The sequence below is a fragment of the Sphingomonas oleivorans genome (genome assembly GCF_003050615.1).
In the GTDB taxonomy this organism is placed as follows: domain Bacteria; phylum Pseudomonadota; class Alphaproteobacteria; order Sphingomonadales; family Sphingomonadaceae; genus Sphingomonas_H; species Sphingomonas_H oleivorans.
In genome coordinates this window covers 967,825-986,853 of the sequence record NZ_NWBU01000004.1, presented here as the reverse complement: position 1 = coordinate 986,853, position 19,029 = coordinate 967,825, and the positions used below count along the sequence as shown (strand labels likewise).

Here is a 19,029-nt window from a genome sequence, read left to right as displayed (position 1 = left end):
GAGGATGCGCGCTCAGCCAGGATTAGAGAAATGCATAATCCTTATTTCATCAATTCGATATGCAGCTAGATCGGCGCGTCAGATCCAGCGCGCGCGCTTGAAGCGGATATAGAGCGCGACGCAGACGATAGCGATGATCGCCAGGATGACGAAATAGCCATAATGCGTCCTCAGCTCGGGCATATTCTCGAAATTCATGCCATAGATTCCGGCGATCGCGGTCGGCACCGCTAATATCGCCGCCCAGGCGGCGAGCTGCCGCGTGATCGTGCCCTGCCTCTGCTGCTCCAAAAGGTTGCTGACCTCGAATACCGAGGAGAGCACCTCGCGCAGGCCGCCGACATTCACATCGACCCGCCGGACATGATCGAGCACGTCGCGGAAATAGGGCCGGACCTCGGCATCGAGATAGGGCAGCTCGAGATGGGTGAGCCGGCTCGCCACTTCGGACATCGGCCCGAGCAGGCGCTGGAACCGCATCAGCTCGCGCCGCAGCGTGAAGATGCGGGCGACCTCGCTGCGATCGAGGAAGGCGTCGAGCGCGCGCTGCTCCATCTTGAGGACTTCCTCCTCGATCGTCTCGACGATCGGCAGATAGCCGTCGACGATGAAGTCGAGAATGGCGTGGAGCACATAATCCACGCCGTTGCGGAGCAGCGCGGGCGCCGCCTCGAGCTGCGCGCGAAGCTCGCTATGCGTGCGCGCCGATCCATGGCGGACGCTGATGACATGGCTCTCGCCCACGAAGATCGCGGTCTCGCCATAGGCGATATGATCATCCTCCAGATGCGCGGTGCGCGCGACGACGAAGAGCTGGTCGCCATAGACCTCGACCTTGGGAAGCTGATGCGCCTTGAGCGCATCCTCGACCGCCAGCGGATGCAGCCCATAATTTTCCTGGAGCATCCGAAGCTCCTGCTCGGAGGGCTCGAGCAGGCCGATCCAGACGAATTCGGACCTGTCCGCCGCGCAGCGGAGGGGGCGATCGAGCGGCACCGTCCCGATCTTTTCGCCTTTCCGATAGAGAGATGCTGCAACGACGCTCATATATCCTCGAAACGCAAAAGACCGGATCGACCTAACAGACGGCCCTATCTCGAAACAGGCAGAACCGACGGGCGATCGCCCTTTTAGGCCTGCTGAGGCCCCCTCGCGGTGGATGAAGAGCCGGAAAATAGCGCGCGCACTTGCCGGATATTTCCGCGACGAGACGTGGCCCTCATGCGGCGGAAACGATATATGTCTTACGCATCGGAAAGACATGCCCCGCGAACATTCGGAAATGCCGACACTCGATTCCCTCCTGCCGCCCGAGACGGACCAGAAGGTCCGCATCGCCTCCGCACAATTGTCCGCCGAGATCGCGCCGCTCGGAGCGGAGCTTCAGCGGCTGACCGACGCGCAGGGACGGGAGCTGCTGTGGGACGGCGATCCGGCCTATTGGACGGGCCGCGCGCCGATCCTGTTCCCGATCGTCGGATCGCTCGTCGGAGACAGCTACAGGCTGGGGGACAGGCGCTACACGCTGCCCAAACATGGCTTTGCGCGGCGCAGCCTGTTCACGCCGATCGCGCAGCAGCAGGGCAGCGTCACATTCCGTCTCGCGGCGAATGCAGCGACGCGCGCCGCCTATCCCTTCGATTTCGTGCTGGACATAAGCTTTGCGATCGAAGGCGCGGCGCTGACCATGACCGCGGCCGTGACCAATGCCGGCGACGAACCCATGCCCGCCAGCTTCGGATTCCATCCCGCGCTGCGCTGGCCGCTGCCTTATGGCCGGCCGCGCGATCAGCATCGCGTCCGCTTCGCCCAGCCGGAGCCGGCGCCGATCCGTCGCATCGACGGCACCGGCGCGATACGCCCCGAAACACTGCCGACGCCGGTGAAGGGCCGCGACCTGATGCTGGACGATGCGCTCTTCGCCGACGACGCGATCATCTTCGATCGGCTCGAAAGCCGTAGCCTGACCTATGGCGCGCCGGGCGGGCCGGCGCTGCAGATCGATTTTCCGGACATGCCGCATCTCGGCCTGTGGATGAAGCCGGGTGCGAACTATCTCTGCATCGAGCCGTGGCAGGGCCATAGCGACCCGATCGGTTTCGACGGCGATTTCCGCGACAAGCCCGGCATCGTCCTGATCGATCCGGGCGAGACACGCCGCTTCATCATGCGCATCGCGCTCGCGCCGGGCGAGGGCGCGTTCGACTGAACCGAAGCGGAGGCGGAACGTTAACACAGGATTGGACCAGAGGACTGCCTTCCTGAACCGCATCGGCACCGCAACGCCGGGGCATGACATCCATCATGCCTTCATCCGATGGGCGGAAAGCCAGATCAGGGACCGGCACCAGGCGGCGCTGTTCCGGCGGATGGCGGCGCGATCGGGAATCGCGCATCGCTGGTCCGTGCTGCCGCCGACCGAGACGGGCGGCTCCCCCGTCGAGCCGGGCGGATTCTATTCCGCGCCCATATTGCCGACGACCGCCGCGCGCATGGCGCTCTATGCCGAGGCGGCACCGGATCTGGCGCTGAAGGCGATTGCGGGGCTGGGAACGCTGGACGCGATCAGCCATCTCGTGGTGGCGAGCTGCACCGGATTCGTGGCGCCGGGGATCGACCAGATCATCGCGGCGCGGCTCGGCCTGTCCGGCAGCATCGAGCGCACGCTGGTGGGATTTATGGGCTGCTATGCCGCGGTCGCGGCGCTGCGCGTGGCGCATCATATCGTCCGTTCGGAGCCCGCCGCACGCGTGCTGGTCGTCACGGTCGAGCTGTCGAGCCTGCACCTTCGGCCTGTCCAGGCGATCGAGCCGCTGCTCGCCATGCTGCAGTTCGGCGACGGCGCGGCGGCAGCGCTGGTGACGGCCGAGCCCCGGGGGCTGGCGATGCGCAATTTCTTCGCCGCGACGCTGCCCGATTCCGCCGGGCTGATCCGCTGGACGATCGGCGACGAAGGGTTTGCCATGCATCTTTCGGGCGAGGTGCCGGGGCGTATCGGCCAGGCGCTGGCGGAGCCGGAGCTGCGCGAGATGCTGCTCGGGCAGGGGACGGTCGATGGCTGGGCGGTCCATGCCGGCGGACGATCGATCCTCGACGCGGTGGAGGCGGGGCTGGGCCTTGGCGAGGATGCGCTCGCGGCATCGCGCGCGGTGCTCGATGCCTGCGGCAATATGTCGTCTGCGACGCTGATGTTCGTGCTGGCGAGAATGCTGCGCGAAAAGCCACCGCGGAACGGCGTCGCGGTCGCCTTCGGGCCGGGGCTTGCCGCAGAGGGGTTCCGCTTCGGCGGGGCACGATGATCTCGCTTCGCGAAAGGGCGCATGCCGACGAGCTGATGGACGATCCGGCGCTCGCCCCGGAAATCTATGCGCGAGTGCTCAATGATCTGGCTGAGGTCAACCGGCTGATCCTTTCGGCGCGGCCGACGATCGGCTTTCTTGCGCAATTGCTGCGCGACCGGAAATCCTTCCGCCTGCTCGACGTGGGATTCGGGCAGGGCGACATGCTGCGTGCCATAGCGCGCTGGGCGGCACAGCGCGGCAAGGCGGCCGAGCTGGTAGGAATCGACCTCAACCTCAATTCGGCGCCCGTCGCGCGCGCGGCGACGCCGCCCGGACTGGCGATCGATTATCGCACTGGCGACTATGCGACGCTCGCGGGCAAAGGATTCGATGTCATCATCAGCAGCCTCGTCGCGCATCATATGACGCACGACCAGCTCGTCACCTTCCTGCGCTTCATGGAGGCGGAGGCGCGGCTCGGCTGGATGATCAATGATCTCCATCGCCTGCGCCTCGCCTATATCGGCTTCCCGATCCTCGCGACCGCGATGCGCTGGCATCCGATCGTGCGGCATGACGGCCAGCTCTCGGTCGCGCGTTCCTTCCGTCGCGAGGATTGGCAACCACTGCTCGCGGAGACAGGCCTGTCGGACAAGGCGCGGGTGGTGCGCCGCTTCCCCTTCCGGCTGTGCGTCGAACGGATGCGCTGATCGCGGGCGGCGGGCCGGCGGGCTCGGCCGTGGCGATAAGGCTCGCCCGCGCGGGCGCGGCTCCGCTGCTGATCGAACGCAGCAGGGAGCCGCAGCCCATTGTGTGCGGCGGATTCCTCGGCTGGGATGCGCTGGCGGCGCTCCGCGCGCTGGGCGTGGAGCCGGAAAGGCTCGGCGCGCGGCCGATCACGCATCTGCGCATCCTCGCGGGCGGGCGGCAGATCGAAGCACGCCTGCCGCACCTTGCCGCCGGACTCTCGCGCTATCGACTCGATTCCCACCTGATCGACCTCGCCGCGCGGCATGGCGCGCGCATCGAGCGAGGCCTCGCGATCCGTCGCGCGGCGGGGAGAATGCTGCACCTTGCCGATGGTGCTACGATCGAGGCGGACGCGCTGTTCCTGGCGACGGGCAAGCATGATCTGCGCGGCCTCGCCCGGCCGCGGCGGGCGGCGGGCGCCGATCCGGCGGTGGGGCTGCGGTGGAGCCTCGCGGCGACGCCGGCGCTGGCTCGGGCACTGGCAGGACGCATCGAGCTGCATCTATTCGACCGGGGCTATGCGGGCCTTCTGCTGCAGGAGGATGACCGCGTGAATCTCTGCCTGTCGGTCGCCGCGTCACGGCTCGCCGAAGCAGGCGGGCCCGGGGGATTGATCGCCCATCTCGCGCAGGAGGCGCCGCTGCTCGCCGAACGGCAGGAGCAGGCGGGCGCGGCCGATCGCTGGCTGGCGGTCGCGGGCATTCCCTATGGCTGGCGCGCCGGAGAGGGGGAGAGCGGATTGTTCCGCATCGGCGATCAGGCAGCGGTGATCGCCTCGCTCGCCGGAGACGGGATCGCGATCGCGCTGGCGAGCGGTGCCCATGCGGCGACGGCATGGCTGCGCGACGGAGCCGCCGGGGCCATGCCCTTCCAACGCAGCTTCGCCCGCCGTGCCGCCCGGCCGATCGCGATCGCAGGCGTGCTGAAAGGATTGGCCGAGCGGCCGGCAGTGGCGCCGCCGATCCTGTCGCTGATCGGCGCCATGCCGGGCCTGACGGCGCTGCTCGCCCGCCTCACCCGGATCGGATATTGACCGAAGTTGCGCCATTGACCGACTCAGGGCCGCTACCCACATTTCGCGCATGGAAAAGGAAAAGCTCGATCTTCCCGAAAATGAGTGGCGCAAGCGGCTCAACCCCGAACAATATCATGTGCTGCGCGAGGCAGGGACCGAACGGGCCTTCACCGGGCGCTACTGGAACAATCATCAGCAAGGCGCCTATCGCTGCGCCGGCTGCGGCGCGCCATTGTTCGACAGCGAGACCAAATATGACAGCGGCAGCGGCTGGCCGAGCTTCACCCAGCCCGTTTCCCCGGAGGCCGTGACCGAACATGTCGACATCAGCCACGGCATGCGCCGGATCGAGGCGCGCTGCGCCCGATGCGACGGGCATCTGGGCCATGTCTTCCCCGACGGACCCGGACCGGAGGGCTTGCGCTATTGCATGAATTCCGCCTCGCTGGACTTCAAGCCGCGCAAGGACTGAGACCGGCGACATCGCCGCCATCTTGTGACGGCGGCGCGGACGGGCTAATCCATATTTACAAATGGCCCCTCCCAAATCCTCGCCCAAGCGCACGCGCCGCCCCCGCAAGATGAAAACCTTCCTGAAGATCCTGCTCTTCACGGGGCTTGCGGGCCTTGGCGCGCTGATCATCGCGGTGATGATCGCGATGGCGTCGCTGCCCGGCTATGATGCGCTGAAATCCTCCCCCAACGGGCAGATGATCCGCGTCCGCGCGGCGGACGGCACGGTGATCGTGTCGCTGGGGCCGAGCTATGGCGACTGGCTGCCCTATGATCGCATCCCCAAGGAGATGGTGGATGCGATGGTGGCGGTGGAGGACCGTCGCTTCTACCTGCATCCGGGCGTCGATCCGATCGGCATGGCGCGCGCGACATGGTTCGCCTGGGAAAATAAGGGCACCGGCCGGCGCTGGCAGGGCGCATCGACGATCACGCAGCAGATCGCGCGCAACATATTCCTGACCAACGCCTATGATTTCGGGCGCAAGTTCCGCGAGATGATCCTGGCGCTCGCGATGGAGCGCAAGTTCAGCAAAGAGCAGATCCTGGAGCTCTATCTGAACCGCGTCTATTTCGGCGGCGGCGCCTATGGCATCGACGCCGCGAGCCGCAAATTTTTCGGCCATCCGGGCAACCGGCTGAGCCTGGCGGAATCCGCGATCATCGCCGGACTCGTCAAGGCGCCGTCCCATTATTCGCCGACCGCCGATGCCGAGGCCGCCGTCGACCGCGCCCAGGTTGTGCTCGAGGTGATGCAGGATGCGGGCGTCATCACCGCCGATCAGGCCGCCGAGGCGAAGCCGGCGCAGGTGAAGCTCGCCCCCGAGCCGCGACAGAATAGCGTGCGCTACTTTACCGACTGGGCGCTGGCGCAGCTCGACACGCTGGTGGACGAGACCAGTTCGCCGATCGACGTGTGGACCACGATCGATCCGAAGATGCAGCGCGCGGCCGATGCGGCGATCCGCCAGAACACGCCGGCCGGCCTGCAGGGTGCGCTGGTGGCGCTCGATCGCGACGGCGCGGTGCGCGCGATGGTGGGCGGGCGCGACTATGTCTCCTCCATCTATAATCGCGCGACGCAGGCGCAGCGCCAGCCGGGTTCCGCCTTCAAACTGTTCGTCTATCTGGCGGCGCTCGAAAACGGGATGAAGCCGACCGACCCGGTGGTGGACGAACCGGTGACGATCGACGGCTGGAGCCCGCGCAACAGCTCCCGCCGGTTCAACGGCGCGATGGACCTGCGCAACGCCTTCGCCTTCTCGGTCAACACGGTCGCGGCGAAGATCGGCCAGCAGGTGGGTTTCCAGGCGGTCGCGGATATGGCCCGCCGCTTCGGCATCACCACCCCGATCAACACCCATCCCTCGATGGTGCTCGGCACGTCCGACGTGCGGCTGATCGACATGACGCGCGCCTTCGCCTCGGTCTCGGCCAAGGGCGTGGCGGTGGTGCCTTATGGCATCGTCAAGGTGACGACGTCGGACGGCACGCTGCTCTACCAGCATGAGGCGGACAATAGCCGCGTGCTCGTGGCGCCCTGGGTCGCGGCGGAGATGACCGACCTGCTCCAGACCGCGGTCAATACCGGCACGGCGCGCGCGGCGCAGATCGGCCGGCCGGTGGCGGGCAAGACGGGCACCACATCCTCGAACAAGGATGGCTGGTTCCTCGGCTTCTCGAGCGGGATCACCGCCGGCGTGTGGATGGGCCGCGACGATGCCAAGGCGGTAGGCGGGCTGCAGGGCGGCCGCACGCCGGCCCAGGCCTTCGCCAGCTTCATGCGCGCGGCGCTGAGCAACCGGTCGCCGGAGACGTTCGAGACGCAGGTGACCTTGCCCGAGGCCGAGCTGGAGCCCGACGCGGAAGCCTATTTCGGCGATCCGCTCGCCAATCTGATCGACGAGAATGGCGAGGTGATCCCGCCCGAGGATATGGAATCCACCAATCCCGGCGACAGCCCGGCCGAGCCGGGCCGCGAAGCGATCGTGCCGCCGCCGCTCGACCAGAAATGGCTGGATGACGTGCTGGACCGCGACAAGCCGGCGCAGGCGGCGCCCCCGCCGTCTCAGGGATCACGCCCCAGCCAGTAAAGGCCGGGGCCGTGGGTCCTGAGCCAACGGCGTTCCGCATCCGGATCGCGGCCCAGCAACCGTCTCACCGCAGCATGGAAATCGGGGCTGTGATCCATGTGCAGCCGATGCGCCACCTCATGCGCCACCGTCGCCTCGCGCACATCGGGCGGCGCGAGGATCAGCCGCCAGCTATAGCGTATGTCGCCGGAGGCCGAGCAGCTTCCCCAGCGCGCACGCGGATCGCCGACGGCGACGCGGCCGATCGAGACGCCCGCGCGCGTGCCGAACAGCCGCGTCTCCTCCTCCAACACCGCCGCCGCCCGGGCGCGGAGCCAGCGCAGCACGCGCGGGGCCACGGATTCGCGCGGGCCGCCGAGCCGCAGCCTCTCCTCCTGATGAACGACGGCGCGGGGATGCACCGCATCCCAATCGATCAGGAGCGGGCTGCCCATGAAGGGAATCGTGCCGCCGGGCAGGATCGGCTGGGGCCGGGGCAGCGCCTCCAGCGCCGCCTCGATCCAGCCGCGTTGCCCCTCGACCCACAGAAAGGCCTGACGCAGCGCAGCGCGTTTCGGCAGGATCAGCCTTACCCCGCCGTCGCGCGGATCGACGCTCAGCCTTATCCGCCGCGCCTGCGCCATGCGCCGGACCTCGAGCGTCCGGCGCCGGCCGCCGCCTTCGAAGACCAGATCAGAGCTTCCGGTCGACAATATGATATTCGAGGTCGCCGGCCTCGTCCTCGGACACCGTCCAACCGCGCACCGAGACACCGGCCCGATGCACCGATTCCGGATCGCCGCTGATCAGCGGATGCCATTCGGGCAGTTTCTCGCCCTCCGCCAGCAGCCGATAGGCGCAGGTGAAAGGAAGCCAGTCGAGCGTGCGCAGCTTGGCGGGCGTCAGCCGTACGCATTCGGGCACGAACATGCGCCGGCGCCGATAATCGCTGCACTGGCCCGTGTGGCGGTTGAGCAGCTTGCAGGCGACATTGGTCGGGAAAAGCTCGCCCGTCTCATCATCCTCCAGCTTGTGGAGGCAGCATTTGCCGCAGCCGTCGCACAAAGATTCCCATTCGGCGCGCGTCATCTGCTCGAGCGTCTTTTCCTCCCAGAAGCGGCCAGGCGGGGGCGTCGTCATTTCGTCCACCGGGCGAGTTCGGCGGCGATCGGCTCGGCGCCTTCTTCCTGCGGGATCAGCGCGAGCGGCTCGCCTTTGGGACCGAACAGCATCGCCTGGCGCAAATGATCGACAAGATAGCCCGACGTGTCGGGGGCGGGCGGCTGCTTCTTATAATAGACGGCAAATTCCTTCGCGACCGTAGCGATCTCCGCCTCCGTGCCGGTCAAGCCGATCAGGCGGGGGTGAAAGGCGGAAACGAACTGCTTGAGCACCTCAGGCGTATCGCGCGCGGGATCGATGCTGATGAAGATCGGCTGGATCTTCTCCGCCTTGCCAGGATCGCTCTCTTCCAGCTGTTTCAGGCCGAGCGCGAGATTCTGCACGTCGAGCGGGCAGACATCGGGGCAATAGGTATAGCCAAAATAGACCAGCCGATAGCGGCCGGCGAACTGGCTGTCGCTGACACGCCGGCCGTCCTGATCGGTGAGCGTGAAGGGCCCGCCGATCTTGGCGCCGGCGAGCGGCGGCGTCTCCCGCCCGCATGCGGAAAGCCCTGCGCCCATCAGGCAACAGGCGGCAAGAAGGCGGAAGAAAAGGCTATTGTTCATGGTGCGGCCAGCCATGCTTTGCTATGCGCGCCCATGCAAGGGACAGGGCGGACGGGATGCTCCGCCGAAGAAACGGGGCAGAATGAATATGGGTGTTGCGCGCTTATTTGCCAATCGGCGGATGATCGCATCCTTGGCGGCGGGGCTGGCCCTGTTCGCCGCCATGCCGGCGACGGCGCAATTTTCCGACAGCTACAATTTCCTGAAGGCGGTGCGCGACCGCGACGGCGCCAAGGTGATGCCCTTCCTCGACAAGCCCGGCTCGCCCGTGCTGAACACCAAGGATTATTCGACCGGCGAGACGGCACTGCACATCGTCGTCAAGCGGCGCGACCTGCAATGGCTGGCCTTCCTGATCGATCGCGGCGCCAGGCCGGACGCGCGCGACAATGAGGGCACGACCCCGCTCGCAATCACCGCGCAGATCGGCTGGCCGGAAGGGATGCGCGTGCTGCTCGCCACGCGCGCCAATCCCAATCTGGCCAATAATCGCGGCGAAACGCCGCTGATCCTGGCGGTGCAGCAGCATGATCTGATGAGCGTGCGCCTGCTGCTCGCCGGCGGCGCCGATCCCGCGCTGCCCGACCGCGTCGCCGGCAAGAGCGCGCGCGACTATGCGGCGGAAGACAGGCGCTCGGCCGCGATCCTGAAGCTGATCGACGAGAACAAGACCAAGCCCGCGGCCAAGCCGGCCGGACCGACGCTCTAATCCAGCCCGGCCAGCCCCGGATCGAGCCCGCCCAGCAGGCGCCGGGCGGCGCCACGGGCGAAGCGCAAGGTCTCGGTCTTGCGGCGGGCGGCGGAAAGCGGCCTCAGCGCCGGCTCGCGCAATATCGCGGCATCATAGCGATCGGCGACGATCAGCCCGGCGATCTCGGGCCGGAAACCAGGCTCCTCGAACGGTGCCAGGTCAAAGCCGGCCGGCACCGCCCAGAAGAAGCGGTCGCAATAATCCAGATAATCCGGCCATTTGGCATCACCGCGCAGATCGGCGCGCGAAACCTTTATCTCGACGATCGTCACGCGGCCCTTGGCATCGAGCGCCATGATGTCGGCGCGCCGGCCATTGCCCAGCGGCACTTCGCACAGCGCCACCAGATCCTGGCGGTAGAAAAGCCGGGCGACGCCGCGCGCCACATCCCCCGCCACCAACGGAGAATCATCGAAGCAGGGGGTGGACGCCATGCCTTCCCAATAGAACAGGACAGGAACGAAAAAAAGGGGAGGATGTTCAGCCCGCCAGTACCTCGCGCGCGATCCGCTCGGCATCGGGCGCGTCCAGCTCCACCACCCAGAGATCGGGATCGAAGCGCCGCCGCTTCGCGATATGTTCCGCAACCGCCATGGGATCGGAAGGGTCGGACGGGCCCGTCGCCGTCCAGGCATAGCCATCGGGGCCCAGCACCCGTTCCAGCATGGCGGTGACGACGCCGCGCGCGGCCAGCACGATCAGGATCGCGCCCGCAGTCGCGTCGCCCTTTGCCAGCACCATCGCATTGCCGCCTTCCGCCTCGATCCGCCGGATCAGCGCCGAGACGAGCAGGCCGGCGGTCGCGCGCGGCGTCACGCCGCGTCGCGCGCCTCGCCGGTGGCGAACAGCGCGTAAAGCGCGTCTTCCGACCCCGCGCCGCGCAGCTTCGCCAGAAAGGCACGGTCGCGCAGCCGCCGGCTGACGCGGGCGAGCGCCTTCAAATGCTCGACGCCGGCATCGGGGGGCGAGAGCAGCAGGAAGACGAGATCAACCGGCATGTCGTCGATCGCCTGAAAATCGATCGGCTGGGCGAGCCGCGCGAACAGGCCGATAACCCGATCGAGCCCCTCCACCTTGCCATGGGGAATAGCGACGCCGCCGCCGAAGCCAGTCGACCCCAGCCGCTCGCGTTCCACCAGCCGTTCCACCACCATGCGCGGATCGACGCCCACATTACGCCCCGCAGCAGAAGCAAGCTGCTGAAAGAGCGTCTTCTTGTTCGGGACGGTGAGCGCCGCGATCACGGCATCGGGGGAGAGGATATCGTTCAATTCATCCATGATCATTCCAAGAACGCCCGGGTGGCGGGCTGGTGCCCCCCACCCGGAAAAAGCGGTCAAGCAGCGCGCTGCGGCTCGACCCAGCCTATCGTGCCATCGTTACGGCGATAGACCATGTTGAACGCGCCCGTACCCGAATTGCGGAACAAAAGCGCGGTCGTATTGCGCAGATCCAGCATCATCACCGCATCGGATACGCTGGCATCGGGCACGTCGACGCGCGTTTCCGCGATGATCACCGGATGATCGCCTGCCACATCCTCCTCATCCGACACGGCCTGAAAGACGGTGTAGCCCGCATTGGCCGCGATGTTGTCCAGCGTGGCAGCGGCGTTGGACTGCCGGTCTTTCAGCCGGTTCATATAGCGGCGAAGCTGATTTTCGATCTTGGCCGCGGCCAGATCGAAAGCGGGATGCGCCTCGCCCGCCTGGGCGGACGCCTTGAGCAGCAGGCCCTGCATGACATGGGCAACGATATCGCAGGTGAAGCTGGCATGGGGCCCTTGCCCAAAGGTCACATGGGCCGAGATGCTTCGCGAAAAATATTTCTCGGAGAGCGACTGGAGACGATCCCCGACATGCTGACGCAACGCATCACCCGTATCGACCTGATGACCAGAGACCCGGATATCCATCTTCAGTTCTCCTCTTCATCGTCATGGCTGCGAGGCAAAGGCACCCGGGCCAGAATTGGCTCGGTCAAGCCATGACATCATTTCCAACCATGCCGACCCAGAGCGGATCGGACAGCTTGGATACAAAGGCGGCGTGGCGGGCAAGTTCCTCCGCCGAGGCCGCATGCGGGCGCGGCGGACGCACGGGCCGTGGCACGGAAACGGCCTCGGCAGCAACCGACGCAATGGCAACGACCGGCTCTTCCGCCTTGAGCGCGAAGCCGATCTGGCGCCCGCCGGTGAGCTCCACATAAAGCTGCGCCAAAAGCTGGGCGTCGAGCAGCGCGCCATGCTTGACACGATGGCTGCGATCGATGCCGTAACGGCTGCACAGCGCGTCCAGACTGTGCTTGGCGCCGGGATGGCGCGTGCGCGCGAGCGCCAGCGTATCCACCATCCGCGTCATGCAAACGGGAGGACGGCCGCAGGCGGAAAGCTCCCAGTTGAGGAAGCCGAAATCGAAGGTCGCATTATGCGCGACGAGTGGGCTTTCGCCGATAAACTCCAGCAGCTCCTCCACCTTGTCGGCGAAAAGGGACTTGTCCGACAGGAAGATGGAGGAAAGGCCATGCACCGCCTCCGCCTCGCTCGGCATGGAGCGTTCGGGATTGAAATAAGCGTGGAAATGCCGCCCGGTTTCCACCCGGTTGACCAGCTCGACGCAGCCTATCTCGACCAGCCTGTCGCCCCGTTCGGGACTCAGGCCGGTTGTTTCCGTATCGAAGACGATCTCACGCATGAGCGGGAATATCGGACTCCCCGCGCCCGGAGGCAAGCGACGAGTCTGCGAACCGCCGCATTGGTTTCGGCGCGCGAAACTCCCGTCTCGATCAGGAAATCGGCGCGCCGGCGCTTCTCCCGATCGGGCGTCTGAAGCGCGCGGATGCGGGCGAGCCTGGCCTCGCTCATGCCCGGCCGCGCCAGCACGCGCCTGCGCTGCATCCAAGCGGGCGCGGAGACGACCGCAACCGCATCGACATCGCGCCAGCCGCCCTTTTCGAACAGCAAGGGAATATCGAGCACCAGCAAGGACTTGGCCCGATGGCGGCGGATGAAGGCGCGGCGAGCCTTCGCCACGGCCGGATGGATCAGCCTTTCCAGCCGGGCGAGCGCGGCCCTGTCGCCCAACACCGCCTGGCCGAGTCGCGCGCGGTCGACACCCTTCTCGCCGGTCGTGCCGGGATGGAGCGCCTCGATCGCAGCGAGCAGCGCGCCACCCGGGCCCTGAAGCCGGTGCACCTCGGCATCGGCATCGAAGACGGGCACGCCGAGCTTGCGAAACATCGCCGCGACGGTCGATTTGCCCATGCCGATCGAGCCGGTGAGGCCGAGCATGATCATCGCGCGGGCTTCACGCGGTCAGCAGCGCGCGAAGCTCGGCATCATGCTCGCGCGGCGGCGGCGCGCCGAAGAACAGCTCGAAAGCCTGCGCTGCCTGGCCGATCAGCATCGAAAGCCCGTCGATCACCGGATGGCCGCGCAGCTTCGCTTCCGCCAGCAGCGGCGTTTCGAGCGGCGCATAGACCGCGTCATAAACATGCGCGCCCGGCGGCACATGCGAGAAATCGATCGGGAGAGGCGGAAAGCCCTTCATGCCGAGCGAAGTCGCGTTGACGAGCAGGTCGAGCACGCCGCTACGGTCGTCCCAGGCAAAATCGAGCGGCTCGGCGAAGGATTCGAGCGAAGCGGTGAAACTGTTCGGCCCCTCCGCCGGATCGACGCTCGCGCGGAGCCTGCGCGTCTTTTCCGGATCGCGGCCGACCATGACGATGGCGAAACCCTCGCTCCACAGCGCATGGGCGATCGCCAGCGCCGCGCCGCCCGTGCCGATGATCCGCGCCATGCGGAACAGATGGCGCTCGGCCAATAAGGGCCGGAGCGGCTCGAGAAAGCCGGCGGCGTCGGTATTATAGCCGGCAAGCATGCCATCCTCCTCGACGCGGATGGTGTTCACCGCACCGATCCGTTCGGCGACGGGATCGAGCCGGTCGAGAAAGGGGATCACCGCTTCCTTGTGCGGCGCGGTGACGTTCACGCCGCGCAGGCCGAGCGCGGGCAACGCGCGGATCGCCTCGCCGAGCCGCGCAGGCTGGACGGGAAAGCGGCCATAATCGCCGTCGAGCCCGAGCCGGGCGAGCCAGAAGCGATGGATCAGCGGCGATTTGCTCTGCGCGATGGGCCAGCCGATCACGCCGGCGGAAGGGGGAAGGATGGTCATGGGATCGGCCCTTACCATCCGATCACGCCTCCAGCACGCCCCTGAGCCTCAGCCAGTCCATCAGCGGCAGGAGCGGCAGGCCGAGAATGGTGAAATGGCTGCCCTCGATCCGGGAAAAAAGCTGCGCGCCCAGCCCCTCCAACCGATAGGCGCCGACACAGCCGCCGATCGCGGGCCATTCCGCGTCGAGATAGCGTTCCAGAAAGGCATCGGAAAATGACCGGACGCTGAGCTTCGCCACATCGACATGGCGCCAGATCGGCGCGCCCGCCTCGCACACCACCGCCGCGCTGATCAGCCGATGCGTCTTGCCGCGAAGCCCACGAAGCTGATCGGCGGCCTGTTCCCGGCTTTCCGGCTTGTCGAGCGTCCCGCCCTCGGCCGTCGCCAGCATCTGATCGCAGCCGAGCACCAGATCGCCCGGATGGCGGCGCGACAGCTTGACCGCCTTCAGTTCCGCCAATGCATCGGCGAGCGCGCGGGGATCGAGCCCTTCGGCGCGCATCGCCGCCTTGGCCGTATCCTCGTCGACCCCCGGCGCCATCGCCACATGCGGCACGCCCGCCGCATCGAGCATGGCGCGCCGGGCGAACGAACGCGAGGCGAGGATCAACGTCACAATCCATTCTCCATCGGGCGATGTTCCTGCACCAGATTGATGATCGCGGCCGCCGTCTCCTCGATCGAACGGCGCGTGACGTCGATCACCGGCCAGCCATGATCGGAAAAAATGCGTCGGGCGAAGGCGAGCTCGGCGGCGACCGCCTCCTGATCGACATAGGCGGTCTCGGGCGCCTGGTTGAGCGAGAGCAGCCGGTTGCGCCGGATCTGGATCAGCCGGTCGGGGCTGGTGGTGAGCCCGACGACGAGCGGATGCCGGAGCGTGTAGAGCGAGCGCGGCGGCGGGGCTTCGGGCACCAGCGGGATATTCGCCGTCTTGTAGCCGCGATTGGCGAGATAGATTGCGGTCGGCGTCTTGGACGAGCGCGACACGCCGGCCAGCACGACATCCGCCTCCTCCCAATCCTCGGCGGCAATGCCGTCATCATGCGCAATGGTGAAGTGAATCGCCTCGACCCGGGCGAAATAAGCGGCATCGAGCATATGTTGCCGCCCCGGCCGCGCCACCGCCTTCTGCCCCAACAGGCGCGACAGCGCATCCATCACCGGATCGAGGGCTGCGACGCAGGGCATTCCGGTGGCAAGGCAGCGCGCCTCCAGCTTCCGCCGCACGTCCGGATTGACAAGCGTGTAGATGACGAGCCCCGGCCGCTGGAAGATTTCGGCCATCACCCGATCGAGATGCCCTTCCGAGCGCACCATCGGCCAGAAATGCTTGATCGTCTGGACGCCCTCGAACTGAGCGAGCCCCGCCTTGGCGATCGCCTCCAGCGTTTCGCCGGTGGAATCCGACAGCAGATGAAGGTGCAGGCGCATCAGGGGTGGGTGAAGCTGTGGATAACCATGGGGGAAGCGCTAGCGGAACCCGGCCCATCCATACAAGCAGGCGATTCATGCCCGGCTTGCCGATTCATTTTCCGGACTTTTCCACAAGACATCCGGATTTTCCCCAGCCTGTGGATAATGGGAATCCCGGACGGGACTCAGGGAGTCATCGGATGAGTCAGGGAGTCAAGCTGTTGGCAAGCCCGCGAGTCGTGAATAAACCCCGGCTCCAGCCGACCAACAACCTGCAACAGATTCATTTGAATCTCTTTTAAGGAATAGAAGATGGAGTCCGTTCCGAACGGTATCGCGCCTTTGAGCGCCGGACCGGACCGCCCCCTTCTGGATGTTCTCCGGGGGCAGCGTCGCGATCCTCCACCCGTCTGGCTGATGCGCCAGGCCGGCCGTTATCTCCCCGAATATCGCGCGTTGAGGGCCGAAAAGGGTGGATTCCTCGAGCTCGTCCATGACAGCGCAGCCGCGGCGGAGGTGACGCTCCAGCCGATCCGCCGCTTCGGATTCGACGGCGCGATCCTCTTTTCCGACATTCTCGTCATTCCCCATGCGCTGGGCCAGGATCTGACGTTCGGGACGGGCGAGGGACCTCGGCTCACTCCGGCGCTGATCGATGCGACGCTGGAGAGCCTTGTGCGCGTGCCCGAGCGCCTGTCTCCCGTCTATGAGACGGTGCGGCGCGTGGCGGCGACGCTCCCACCCGAAACGACCTTTCTCGGCTTCGCTGGCAGTCCCTGGACGGTCGCGACCTATATGGTGGCGGGGCAGGGCAGCCGCGAGCAGGCGGAGGCTCGTCGCGCAGCCTATCGCGATCCGGCGGGATTCGGCGCGATCATCGATGCGATCGTGGAAAGCACGGTCGATTATCTGTCCGGCCAGATCGCGGCCGGCGTCCATGCCGTGCAGCTATTCGATAGCTGGGCGGGCAGCCTCGCGCCGGTGCAATTCGAACGGTGGGTGATCGAGCCGACCGCGCGGATCGTCGAGCGGCTGCGCGCGCGCCATCCCGAAACGCCGATCATCGGCTTTCCCAAGGGCGCGGGCGGCAAGATCGGCGCCTATGCGCGCGAGACAGGCGTGGACGCGATCGGGCTCGACGAGACGGTCGATCCCATATGGGCCGATCGCGCGTTGCCGGAAGGGCTGCCGGTGCAGGGCAATCTTGATCCTCTGGCGTTGATCACGGGCGGTGAAGCGCTCGAACAGGCGGTCGCGCGGATCAGGGGGGCTTTCGCAGGCCGCCCGCATGTGTTCAATCTCGGCCATGGCATATTGCCCGACGCGCCCATCGCGCATGTCGAGCGGTTGCTGGAGCTGGTTCGCAGGCGTTAGGGGCGGGGGATGGAAGGATTTCTCGGGGCATCCTATCTCTGGGTGAAGGCCGCGCATCTGATCTTCGTGATCTTCTGGATCGCGGGGCTCTTCATGCTGCCGCGCTTCTACATCTATCATCAGCCGGTCGTGCCCGGATCGGCCGAGGATCGGCTGTGGGTGGAACGCGAGCGGCGGCTGCGGACCATCATCATCACGCCGGCGATGATCCTGGTATGGATTTTCGGCCTCGCGCTCGCATTCAATATCGGCGCGTTCAGCGAAGGCTGGTTCCATGCGAAGCTCGCCGCGGTGATCGCGCTTTCGGCCTATCATGGCTGGGCGGTCGGCTATGGCAGGAAGCTCGCCCGCGGCTATCGCCCGGCGAGCGACAAGGCGTTGCGCTGGATGAACGAAATTCCGGGAATCGCAACCGCGGTGATCGTGATTCTGGTGATCGTCAGGCCCTTCTGAGCGTCTGCAGGTAGCGATGGCGCGAAAATAGCGATATCGTGGCCCGCATCCGGCAGGGGGGGATGATCCTTATATGCCCGGTGCGTTCTTTTCCGCCGCGGCGGCCGTGCTTGACTTGCGTCGAGCCCGTCCGTAACGGCTCGCTATCGGCCTTCACCGTTCGCGTGAAAAGCTGTCTCCAAAAAGCATGATTTCCCGCGCTCAGCCGCCTCTGCTTTCCCCAGGAATACCCGCCATGCATCTCAAGGACCTCAAGAAGAAGACCCCCGCCGAACTGGTCGCCATGGCCGAGGAACTGGGCGTCGAGGGCGCATCGACGCTGCGCAAGCAGGATCTGATGTTCGCGATCCTGAAGGTGCAGGCAGAAAATGGCGAGCAGATTATGGGCCTCGGCACGATCGAGGTGCTGCCCGACGGATTCGGCTTCCTGCGCTCGCCCGAGGCCAATTATCTCGCCGGCCCCGACGACATCTATGTCTCGCCCAACCAGGTCCGCAAATTCGGCCTGCGCACGGGCGACACGGTGGAAGGCGAGATTCGCGAGCCCAAGGATGGCGAGCGCTATTTTGCGCTGACCAAGCTCACCGCGGTCAATTTCGACGATCCCTCGGTCGTCCGCCATCGCGTCAATTTCGACAATCTCACGCCGCTCTATCCGGAAGAGAAGCTGCGGCTCGATACGCTCGATCCGACCGTCAAGGACAAGTCGGCGCGCGTGATCGACATCGTCTCGCCGCAGGGCAAGGGCCAGCGCTCGCTGATCGTGGCGCCGCCGCGCGTCGGCAAGACCGTGCTGCTCCAGAATATCGCCAAGGCGATCACCGACAATCATCCGGAAGTCTTCCTGATCGTGCTGCTGATCGACGAGCGGCCGGAGGAAGTGACCGACATGCAGCGATCGGTGAAGGGCGAGGTCATCTCCTCCACTTTCGACGAGCCGGCGCAGCGCCATGTGCAGGTCGCCGAAATGGTGATCGAGAAGGCCAAGCGCCTCGTCGAGCATAAGAAGGATGTGGTGATCCTGCTCGATTCGATCACCCGTCTGGGCCGCGCCTACAACACGGTGGTGCCGTCTTCGGGCAAGGTGCTGACGGGCGGTGTCGACGCCAATGCGCTGCAGCGGCCGAAGCGCTTCTTCGGTGCAGCGCGCAACATCGAGGAGGGCGGTTCGCTTTCGATCATCGCGACCGCGCTGATCGACACCGGCAGCCGCATGGACGAGGTGATCTTCGAGGAGTTCAAGGGCACCGGCAATTCGGAAATCGTGCTCGACCGCAAGGTGGCGGACAAGCGCATCTTCCCGGCGATGGATGTCGGCAAGTCCGGCACGCGCAAGGAAGAATTGCTCGTCGACAAGGGCAAGCTTTCCAAGATGTGGGTGCTGCGCCGCATCCTGATGCAGATGGGCACGATCGACGCGATGGAATTCCTGCTCGACAAGATGAAGGATTCCAAGACGAACGAAGATTTCTTCGATTCGATGAACCAGTAAGGACGAA

At 66.2% G+C, this 19,029-nt stretch carries 23 protein-coding genes; 10 read left to right on the top strand and 13 right to left on the bottom strand.

Annotated features, from left to right (window positions below; genetic code table 11):
- Positions 1–78: 78 nt before the first annotated feature.
- Complete coding sequence (locus CLG96_RS04970) at positions 79–1,047, bottom strand: magnesium and cobalt transport protein CorA (RefSeq protein WP_107966670.1); 969 nt, start codon at positions 1,045–1,047, stop codon at positions 79–81.
- Between the two features lie 214 nt (positions 1,048–1,261).
- Between CLG96_RS04970 and CLG96_RS04965 the strand changes: the two genes are divergently transcribed.
- The 6 genes from CLG96_RS04965 (at position 1,262) to CLG96_RS04940 (ending at position 7,652) form a co-directional block, all read left to right on the top strand.
- Entirely contained in the window at positions 1,262–2,209 is a 948-nt protein-coding gene (locus tag CLG96_RS04965) for an aldose 1-epimerase family protein (RefSeq protein WP_243395612.1), read from the top strand.
- A 31-nt stretch (positions 2,210–2,240) separates the two neighbouring features.
- Complete coding sequence (locus tag CLG96_RS04960; RefSeq protein ID WP_107966669.1) at positions 2,241–3,299, top strand: type III polyketide synthase; 1,059 nt, start codon at positions 2,241–2,243, stop codon at positions 3,297–3,299.
- Positions 3,296–3,991 carry a methyltransferase domain-containing protein gene (locus tag CLG96_RS04955; protein ID WP_207796561.1) on the top strand — a complete coding sequence of 232 codons (696 nt, stop codon included), beginning with the start codon at positions 3,296–3,298 and terminating at the stop codon, positions 3,989–3,991. The genes CLG96_RS04960 and CLG96_RS04955 overlap by 4 nt, the downstream gene beginning before the upstream one ends.
- Complete coding sequence (locus tag CLG96_RS04950; protein WP_107966668.1) at positions 3,970–5,064, top strand: NAD(P)/FAD-dependent oxidoreductase; 1,095 nt, start codon at positions 3,970–3,972, stop codon at positions 5,062–5,064. Before CLG96_RS04955 ends, CLG96_RS04950 begins: the two co-directional genes overlap by 22 nt.
- Before the next feature lie 49 nt (positions 5,065–5,113).
- Entirely contained in the window at positions 5,114–5,518 is a 405-nt protein-coding gene (msrB, locus tag CLG96_RS04945) for a peptide-methionine (R)-S-oxide reductase MsrB (protein WP_107966667.1), read from the top strand.
- Between the two features lie 61 nt (positions 5,519–5,579).
- A complete protein-coding gene (locus CLG96_RS04940; protein ID WP_107966666.1) occupies positions 5,580–7,652 on the top strand; it encodes a transglycosylase domain-containing protein in 2,073 nt (690 codons plus the stop codon).
- On the opposite strand, the gene CLG96_RS04935 is transcribed toward CLG96_RS04940, so the two are convergent.
- Genes CLG96_RS04935 through CLG96_RS04925 form a run of 3 tightly spaced genes read right to left on the bottom strand, consistent with a single transcriptional unit; the run spans position 7,628 to position 9,376 of the window.
- Complete coding sequence (locus CLG96_RS04935) at positions 7,628–8,275, bottom strand: M48 family metallopeptidase (RefSeq protein WP_107966856.1); 648 nt, start codon at positions 8,273–8,275, stop codon at positions 7,628–7,630. The genes CLG96_RS04940 and CLG96_RS04935 overlap by 25 nt on opposite strands.
- A gap of 49 nt (positions 8,276–8,324) precedes the next feature.
- Positions 8,325–8,771 (bottom strand): YcgN family cysteine cluster protein, encoded by a 447-nt coding sequence (locus tag CLG96_RS04930; RefSeq protein ID WP_107966665.1) that lies wholly within the window; start codon positions 8,769–8,771, stop codon positions 8,325–8,327.
- The gene (locus CLG96_RS04925) at positions 8,768–9,376 is read right to left on the bottom strand and encodes an SCO family protein (protein ID WP_107966664.1); all 609 of its coding nucleotides are present in this window, start codon (positions 9,374–9,376) and stop codon (positions 8,768–8,770) included. Before CLG96_RS04925 ends, CLG96_RS04930 begins: the two co-directional genes overlap by 4 nt.
- 106 nt (positions 9,377–9,482) lie before the next feature.
- Here CLG96_RS04925 and CLG96_RS04920 point away from each other — a divergent pair, with 106 nt between their 5' ends.
- Positions 9,483–10,070 carry an ankyrin repeat domain-containing protein gene (locus tag CLG96_RS04920; RefSeq protein ID WP_243395611.1) on the top strand — a complete coding sequence of 196 codons (588 nt, stop codon included), beginning with the start codon at positions 9,483–9,485 and terminating at the stop codon, positions 10,068–10,070.
- Here the strand turns inward: CLG96_RS04920 and CLG96_RS04915 are convergent.
- From CLG96_RS04915 to CLG96_RS04875, 9 genes are all read right to left on the bottom strand, one after another.
- Entirely contained in the window at positions 10,067–10,546 is a 480-nt protein-coding gene (locus tag CLG96_RS04915; RefSeq protein WP_107966662.1) for an MmcB family DNA repair protein, read from the bottom strand. The two genes, CLG96_RS04920 and CLG96_RS04915, sit on opposite strands and share 4 nt — an antisense overlap.
- A 46-nt stretch (positions 10,547–10,592) precedes the next feature.
- Complete coding sequence (locus CLG96_RS04910; protein WP_107966661.1) at positions 10,593–10,928, bottom strand: DUF1491 family protein; 336 nt, start codon at positions 10,926–10,928, stop codon at positions 10,593–10,595.
- Positions 10,925–11,392: a PTS sugar transporter subunit IIA gene (locus tag CLG96_RS04905; protein WP_107966855.1), complete on the bottom strand. Its 468-nt coding sequence runs from the start codon at positions 11,390–11,392 to the stop codon at positions 10,925–10,927. Before CLG96_RS04905 ends, CLG96_RS04910 begins: the two co-directional genes overlap by 4 nt.
- A 56-nt stretch (positions 11,393–11,448) precedes the next feature.
- On the bottom strand, positions 11,449–12,027 hold the full coding sequence (gene hpf / locus CLG96_RS04900) for a ribosome hibernation-promoting factor, HPF/YfiA family (RefSeq protein WP_107966660.1): 579 nt from the start codon (positions 12,025–12,027) through the stop codon (positions 11,449–11,451).
- 64 nt (positions 12,028–12,091) lie between these two features.
- Positions 12,092–12,805, bottom strand: coding sequence for a DNA polymerase III subunit epsilon (gene dnaQ / locus CLG96_RS04895; RefSeq protein WP_107966659.1), 714 nt, complete (start codon positions 12,803–12,805; stop codon positions 12,092–12,094).
- On the bottom strand, positions 12,766–13,407 hold the full coding sequence (gene coaE, locus CLG96_RS04890; RefSeq protein ID WP_107966658.1) for a dephospho-CoA kinase: 642 nt from the start codon (positions 13,405–13,407) through the stop codon (positions 12,766–12,768). Before coaE ends, dnaQ begins: the two co-directional genes overlap by 40 nt.
- Positions 13,408–13,417: 10 nt before the next feature.
- A complete protein-coding gene (gene aroE, locus CLG96_RS04885; protein ID WP_107966657.1) occupies positions 13,418–14,284 on the bottom strand; it encodes a shikimate dehydrogenase in 867 nt (288 codons plus the stop codon).
- 22 nt (positions 14,285–14,306) lie between these two features.
- A complete protein-coding gene (locus tag CLG96_RS04880) occupies positions 14,307–14,903 on the bottom strand; it encodes a Maf family protein (RefSeq protein WP_207796560.1) in 597 nt (198 codons plus the stop codon).
- The gene (locus tag CLG96_RS04875; protein WP_107966656.1) at positions 14,900–15,724 is read right to left on the bottom strand and encodes a pyruvate, water dikinase regulatory protein; all 825 of its coding nucleotides are present in this window, start codon (positions 15,722–15,724) and stop codon (positions 14,900–14,902) included. The genes CLG96_RS04880 and CLG96_RS04875 overlap by 4 nt, the downstream gene beginning before the upstream one ends.
- A 291-nt stretch (positions 15,725–16,015) precedes the next feature.
- On the opposite strand from CLG96_RS04875, the gene hemE reads away from it, so the two are divergent.
- The 3 genes from hemE (at position 16,016) to rho (ending at position 19,022) form a co-directional block, all read left to right on the top strand.
- Positions 16,016–17,077 (top strand): uroporphyrinogen decarboxylase, encoded by a 1,062-nt coding sequence (gene hemE, locus CLG96_RS04870; protein WP_107966655.1) that lies wholly within the window; start codon positions 16,016–16,018, stop codon positions 17,075–17,077.
- Positions 17,078–17,086: 9 nt separating this feature from the next.
- Positions 17,087–17,530, top strand: a complete 444-nt coding sequence (locus CLG96_RS04865) for a CopD family protein (protein WP_107966654.1) — start codon at positions 17,087–17,089, stop codon at positions 17,528–17,530.
- Positions 17,531–17,765: 235 nt separating this feature from the next.
- Positions 17,766–19,022, top strand: coding sequence for a transcription termination factor Rho (gene rho / locus CLG96_RS04860; RefSeq protein ID WP_107966653.1), 1,257 nt, complete (start codon positions 17,766–17,768; stop codon positions 19,020–19,022).
- Positions 19,023–19,029 lie beyond the last annotated feature (7 nt).

Coding starts and splice junctions, on each gene's coding strand:
- CLG96_RS04970 (WP_107966670.1), bottom strand. CDS start 1,047: ATGAGCGTCGTTGCAGCATCTCTCTATCGGAAAGGCGAAAAGATCGGG.
- CLG96_RS04965 (WP_243395612.1), top strand. CDS start 1,262: ATGCCCCGCGAACATTCGGAAATGCCGACACTCGATTCCCTCCTGCCG.
- CLG96_RS04955 (WP_207796561.1), top strand. CDS start 3,296: ATGATCTCGCTTCGCGAAAGGGCGCATGCCGACGAGCTGATGGACGAT.
- msrB (WP_107966667.1), top strand. CDS start 5,114: ATGGAAAAGGAAAAGCTCGATCTTCCCGAAAATGAGTGGCGCAAGCGG.
- CLG96_RS04940 (WP_107966666.1), top strand. CDS start 5,580: ATGGCCCCTCCCAAATCCTCGCCCAAGCGCACGCGCCGCCCCCGCAAG.
- CLG96_RS04935 (WP_107966856.1), bottom strand. CDS start 8,275: ATGGCGCAGGCGCGGCGGATAAGGCTGAGCGTCGATCCGCGCGACGGC.
- CLG96_RS04930 (WP_107966665.1), bottom strand. CDS start 8,771: ATGACGACGCCCCCGCCTGGCCGCTTCTGGGAGGAAAAGACGCTCGAG.
- CLG96_RS04925 (WP_107966664.1), bottom strand. CDS start 9,376: ATGGCTGGCCGCACCATGAACAATAGCCTTTTCTTCCGCCTTCTTGCC.
- CLG96_RS04920 (WP_243395611.1), top strand. CDS start 9,483: ATGATCGCATCCTTGGCGGCGGGGCTGGCCCTGTTCGCCGCCATGCCG.
- CLG96_RS04915 (WP_107966662.1), bottom strand. CDS start 10,546: ATGGCGTCCACCCCCTGCTTCGATGATTCTCCGTTGGTGGCGGGGGAT.
- CLG96_RS04905 (WP_107966855.1), bottom strand. CDS start 11,392: ATGGATGAATTGAACGATATCCTCTCCCCCGATGCCGTGATCGCGGCG.
- hpf (WP_107966660.1), bottom strand. CDS start 12,027: ATGGATATCCGGGTCTCTGGTCATCAGGTCGATACGGGTGATGCGTTG.
- dnaQ (WP_107966659.1), bottom strand. CDS start 12,805: ATGCGTGAGATCGTCTTCGATACGGAAACAACCGGCCTGAGTCCCGAA.
- coaE (WP_107966658.1), bottom strand. CDS start 13,407: ATGATCATGCTCGGCCTCACCGGCTCGATCGGCATGGGCAAATCGACC.
- aroE (WP_107966657.1), bottom strand. CDS start 14,284: ATGACCATCCTTCCCCCTTCCGCCGGCGTGATCGGCTGGCCCATCGCG.
- hemE (WP_107966655.1), top strand. CDS start 16,016: ATGGAGTCCGTTCCGAACGGTATCGCGCCTTTGAGCGCCGGACCGGAC.
- CLG96_RS04865 (WP_107966654.1), top strand. CDS start 17,087: ATGGAAGGATTTCTCGGGGCATCCTATCTCTGGGTGAAGGCCGCGCAT.
- rho (WP_107966653.1), top strand. CDS start 17,766: ATGCATCTCAAGGACCTCAAGAAGAAGACCCCCGCCGAACTGGTCGCC.